This window comes from Trinickia sp. (assembly GCF_036503415.1).
In the GTDB taxonomy this organism is placed as follows: domain Bacteria; phylum Pseudomonadota; class Gammaproteobacteria; order Burkholderiales; family Burkholderiaceae; genus Trinickia.
Genome location: NZ_DASXWY010000210.1, coordinates 1 through 4,644 on the forward strand (window position 1 = coordinate 1; position 4,644 = coordinate 4,644).

Genomic DNA, 4,644 nt, shown 5'->3' on the forward strand with positions numbered 1-4,644 from the left:
GGCGAATCCCGACAATCGGCGCGCTCGCCGCTTACGCCAGATTCAGCCCGACCTGATTTCAAAGAGATCCGGTGAAGCCGATACTGAATCCAACACCAACGTAACCGCGACACCGATACAAACGCCGCCGGCATGACCGGATATCGAGTGCCAGGACGCGGCCAATGCGGATGCGCTACGGAGATACGCGATGTCGGACCACACAACGAAAGACGCACGCGCGAGCGAGGTCGAGGAAATCGTGCAGCTCGCACGCGATGCCGGTCTGCTGGTGACCCTCGATGGACGCATCGGACGCGAGACCTATCAGAGCGTCGGGGGCTCGCTCGCATCGTTTCTGCGCTTCGTCGATGCGTTGCGCCGCGCGCTGGCCGAGAAAGAGCCAGTCTGAATCCCGGCATTTATTGCGGCATCTATTGCGCATAGACAAGTCCAGCGTGCGGTGAATCGATTGACGCAAGTCAATGCGGTCCGTTCTTTCGGATAGCCATCATCTGACGCCTTGCGACGTTCGCCGGGCGGCGCGATGAACGCAATGTCGGTTAGCGCCGACGAGCTTCCATCCCACCCTCCTTTTTCGGCCATATCGGCCATCGCGTTCCGCCATTGGCAGGCGGCCGTAATTCGCGCACAATTTCGCCCAATGTCGCCGCTGACCGCGCAGGTCATCGGAAACACGCGTGCATTTGATCGATCACGGACCTCGCTCGGCCGTTCGAAGCCGGACCACCAAAAAAATTTCGCATGCCAGACGTTGCTGCCTCGCCGCCCCCCGCCGCACCGCCCGGTCGCCTCCGAGGCCTGTCGGGCCGTTCGCGCGAGCCTCTTTTCGCAGCGGTCGTCGCGGCTTGCCTCGTCTTCCTGATCACCGCTGTCGCCACGACGCTCGTCCGGCAACGCCTGCTCGATTCGGCGCAAGAGCGCTTCGACATGACCGCGAGCCGCCTGACGGTGGACCTGCATCGCGAACTCCAGATGTGCACCCACATCGTGCGGGGGGCTGCCGGCTTCATCGGGGCGCAGGATACGATGCCCAGCACCGACGCGTGGGAGCGCTACATCGCTCATCTGGCGCTCGACGACGCCCCGCCGTGCGTGCGTACACTCGGCTATGCGAACATTTCGAGCGGCGAACTCGTAACGGGTAGCGCCGCGAAAGTCATGCTCATGTGGCCCCGGCGTCCCGACGGCACGGGGCAATTGCAGCTCGACACCCGCCCGGATACGCTGCCCGCACTGCAACGCGCTGCCGATTCCGGGCAAGTCGTACTGAGCGTCCATGCGAGCCAGAAGGACGACGATATCGACAGCGCCGATCACGCGCAGCGCGCACGCGTCGATATGTACCTCCCTGTCTACCGCAATGCGCCCATGCCGATGACGGGTTCGACCCGTCGTGCCGAGCTGGCGGGCTTCATCCTGGCGCAAGTCGATACCGAATATCTGTTTGCCAGCGTCGCGGCCCGATCTCCTCGCGTCGATATGCGCGTCGCCGCCGGCACACCCGCGGTCGCACTCTATCCGCCCGCGGCATCGCTGCAGGACTTCCCCATGCCGGCCGGCTCGCCCGCACGCTTTCAGCACACGGACAAGCTGCATTTCGGCGGTCAACTCGTCAGCGTCAGCTATGCGAGCGACGACCCGCTGCTGAGCGCGCCGCTCGGCTTCGCCACCGGCGCGTTCATCGCGTCGGGCCTGCTCGCGGCGCTGATCGCGGGCGCCACCGCGTTCGTATTCGCGTATCGCCGCGGCGAAACCCTTGCCACCGCCGGGTTGGCACGCTCGCTCTCGTCGCTCAACGAAGCCCGGATGATGGCCATCGTGCGGGCCTCCTCCGAAGCGATCATCACACTCGACGAGGCTCAGCGCATCGTCATCTTCAACCCGATGGCCGAGCGTATTTTCGGATGCTCCGCCATGGACGCCATCGGCAGTTCGCTCGACCGTTTCATTCCCGAGCGCTACCGCGACATGCACCGCAAACACGTCGAGCAGTTCGGCGCGACGGGCGTCACCGAACGCCAGATGGGGCGCCAGCGCGTGCTCACGGGATTGCGTGCCAACGGGGAGGAATTCCCGATGGAAGCGTCGATTTCGCAGATTTCCGACGGCGACGGACAGCGCAAGTTCTACACCGTGATGTTGCGCGACGTCACCGAGCGGGTCAAAGCCGAGAACGAATTGAAGGCATCGCGCCAGGAACTGCGCGAACTCTCGGCCAACCTGCAGAATGTGCGCGAAGACGAGAAGACGCGTATCGCGCGCGAGCTGCATGACGATCTCGGGCAGCAATTGACCGCACTGAAGATGGATATCTCGTCGGTCCAGCAAGTGCTGGGCGCGCAGGACGGGGTGCCATCCGCCGTGCTGACCCAGTTGCAAGGCATGCGCCGCATCATCGATACGACGGTCGGCTCCGTCCGGCGCATTGCGGCGGATCTGCGGCCCGTGATGCTCGACGACCTGGGGCTCTTACCCGCCATCGAATGGCTGCTCAATGATTTCACGACGCGCTACAGCATCGAGGTGGCGCGCCGCATCGAGCCGGGCGACGTGCTTTTTTCGCGCAACGGGGCAACGGCGCTGTTTCGTATCATGCAGGAGGCACTGACGAACGTCATCCGCCATGCCGAAGCCACGCGTGTCAGCGTCGAGTTCACGGTCGCGGACGATCGATGCCGGCTTCGGATTGCCGATAACGGACGCGGCGCCGCCCCGGAAGACACCGAAGGCCACGGGGAAAAGACTTTCGGGCTGTTGGGGATTCGCGAGCGCGCCCACATGCTCGGCGGCTCCGTCGAAATCCAGACAGCCACCGGGCGCGGGTTCGCGATAACCGTCATACTGCCGCTTGCAGCAATACAACAGGAAGAGGCGCTGCCATGACCAGAGTTCTATTGGCCGATGACCATACGCTCGTGCGCGACGGTCTGAGGCACATTCTGCAAAACACGAGCGGTTTCGAAGTTGCCGGCGAAGCCTACGATGGACCGACCACCGTCAACCTCGTCAGAGGCACCCCGGCCGACGTGCTGGTGCTGGATCTGTCCATGCCGGGACCCCGCACAGGCGTCGAGCTCGTCAAACAGATCAAGGACGAGACGCCATCGCTGCGCATACTGGTACTGACCATGCATGCCGAGCAGCAGTACGCCGTACGCGCATTCAAGGCCGGCGCTTCGGGCTATCTGACGAAGGAAAGCGCCAGCACGGAACTCGTCGCGGCAGTCACGAAGGTCGCCGCGGGGGGCGTCTACGTCAGCCTGTCGATGGCCGAACGCCTGGCGCAAAGTCTGAACGAGCCCACCGACATGGCGCCCCATCAGCGCCTTTCGGATCGCGAGTTCGACGTCTTCCGGCGCATCGCGGCCGGCCAGACCATCACCGAGATCGCCCACGAGCTGTGCGTCAGCGCAAAAACCGTCAGCACCTATAAAACGCGCATCCTCGAAAAGATGCAGATGCCGCACGAAGCGGCGCTCGTGCGCTACGCGATCCAGCACAAACTGTTCGACGACAGCGACCAGATATGAGCGCGAACCGGTTCCGCCAAGCGCACACCGGCACAATCGACGCCCCATCGGGGCCCGGTAGGAAACGTCCTACAGGGCGCTTCGTCAACACCTACGCGATCTTCTTATTTGGCCGATTTGCAGCCGCCTGACGGGCGATGATACTGGTGAGTATGAGCTCACCTACGTCATCTCCTTTGAAGGTCTTCGTCGTCGAAGATTCCATGCTCGTACGCAAGCGGCTGGCCGAACGGATTCAGCCGCCCGCCGGGGCGGGGCTGATCGTCGGCGAGGCGGAGGATGTGGAGGCGGCGCTTCGCGGCATCGCAGCAAAGGAACCGGATGTGGTCATCGTCGATCTGCGGCTGACGGATAGCCACGGCATCGATCTTCTGCACGCGTTGCGCGACCGTACGGATCCCATCGTCACCATCGTGCTGACCAACTACGCGAGCGATGTTTTTCGCGAAGCGAGCGCCGCCGCGGGCGCCGATTACTTCTTCGACAAGACCACCGAATTCGATCGGGCGATGGAGACCATCGCGCGGCTGGCCCAGGAAAAAAACGAGGACGCGGCAGGCTGAAACGCCACGAGCCGCCCCGGCCTGCGACACGCGGGGCCGCCCCGATTCCCGCGTCGCCAATGTACGCACCCGTAGGCGCTCAGGCACTTGCGGCGCCGGATCCGAGCGGCATGCCGTCGCAACCGGCCAGCTTGCGCTCAGCGTGATCGAACGCGGCGCGCACCGCGGCTTCCGGATCGTCGTCCGCGCAGTGAGGCATCGGCAAAAGCTGGCCGCTGGGCGTCACGAGATCGAGCCTTGCGTCGAAAACCGTATGCTGATTCGCCGAAATCTCCTCTATCGCGAGGTGACAGCTTCCGAGCATGCGACTGAACCGTTCGAGACGCAGCAGTTGTACCGCAGCCTCGGCTTCTATCCGCGCGTTCCCGGGAAACCCGAGATACACGATCTGCATGCCGATGCCCATCACCGCCTCCTCGTTCAATCGATTGCGCCGTGCCCGCATAGGACAGCAGCTACGACACAATCTTCGCGCGCGCACGAAAAGACACGTTGACCTGGGTCAACGGCAAACGAGTACCGTGCGTGGAAGGATAGGCGGCGATAGT

The 4,644-nt window shown here is 63.7% G+C and carries 5 protein-coding genes; 4 read left to right on the forward strand and 1 reads right to left on the reverse strand.

The window, feature by feature from the left end:
* The first annotated feature begins 190 nt into the window (after nucleotides 1-190).
* The 4 genes from VGL01_RS24310 (at nucleotide 191) to VGL01_RS24325 (ending at nucleotide 4,096) form a co-directional block, all read left to right on the forward strand.
* Nucleotides 191-391: a hypothetical protein gene (locus VGL01_RS24310; RefSeq protein ID WP_331573951.1), complete on the forward strand. Its 201-nt coding sequence runs from the start codon at nucleotides 191-193 to the stop codon at nucleotides 389-391.
* A gap of 353 nt (nucleotides 392-744) precedes the next feature.
* Entirely contained in the window at nucleotides 745-2,886 is a 2,142-nt protein-coding gene (locus tag VGL01_RS24315) for a PAS domain S-box protein (RefSeq protein WP_331573953.1), read from the forward strand.
* Nucleotides 2,883-3,533 (forward strand): response regulator transcription factor, encoded by a 651-nt coding sequence (locus VGL01_RS24320; RefSeq protein WP_331573955.1) that lies wholly within the window; start codon nucleotides 2,883-2,885, stop codon nucleotides 3,531-3,533. Before VGL01_RS24315 ends, VGL01_RS24320 begins: the two co-directional genes overlap by 4 nt.
* Before the next feature lie 152 nt (nucleotides 3,534-3,685).
* A complete protein-coding gene (locus tag VGL01_RS24325; RefSeq protein ID WP_331573957.1) occupies nucleotides 3,686-4,096 on the forward strand; it encodes a response regulator in 411 nt (136 codons plus the stop codon).
* Nucleotides 4,097-4,175: 79 nt separating this feature from the next.
* On the opposite strand, the gene VGL01_RS24330 is transcribed toward VGL01_RS24325, so the two are convergent.
* Nucleotides 4,176-4,502, reverse strand: coding sequence for a hypothetical protein (locus VGL01_RS24330; RefSeq protein WP_331573959.1), 327 nt, complete (start codon nucleotides 4,500-4,502; stop codon nucleotides 4,176-4,178).
* Nucleotides 4,503-4,644: the final 142 nt, after the last annotated feature.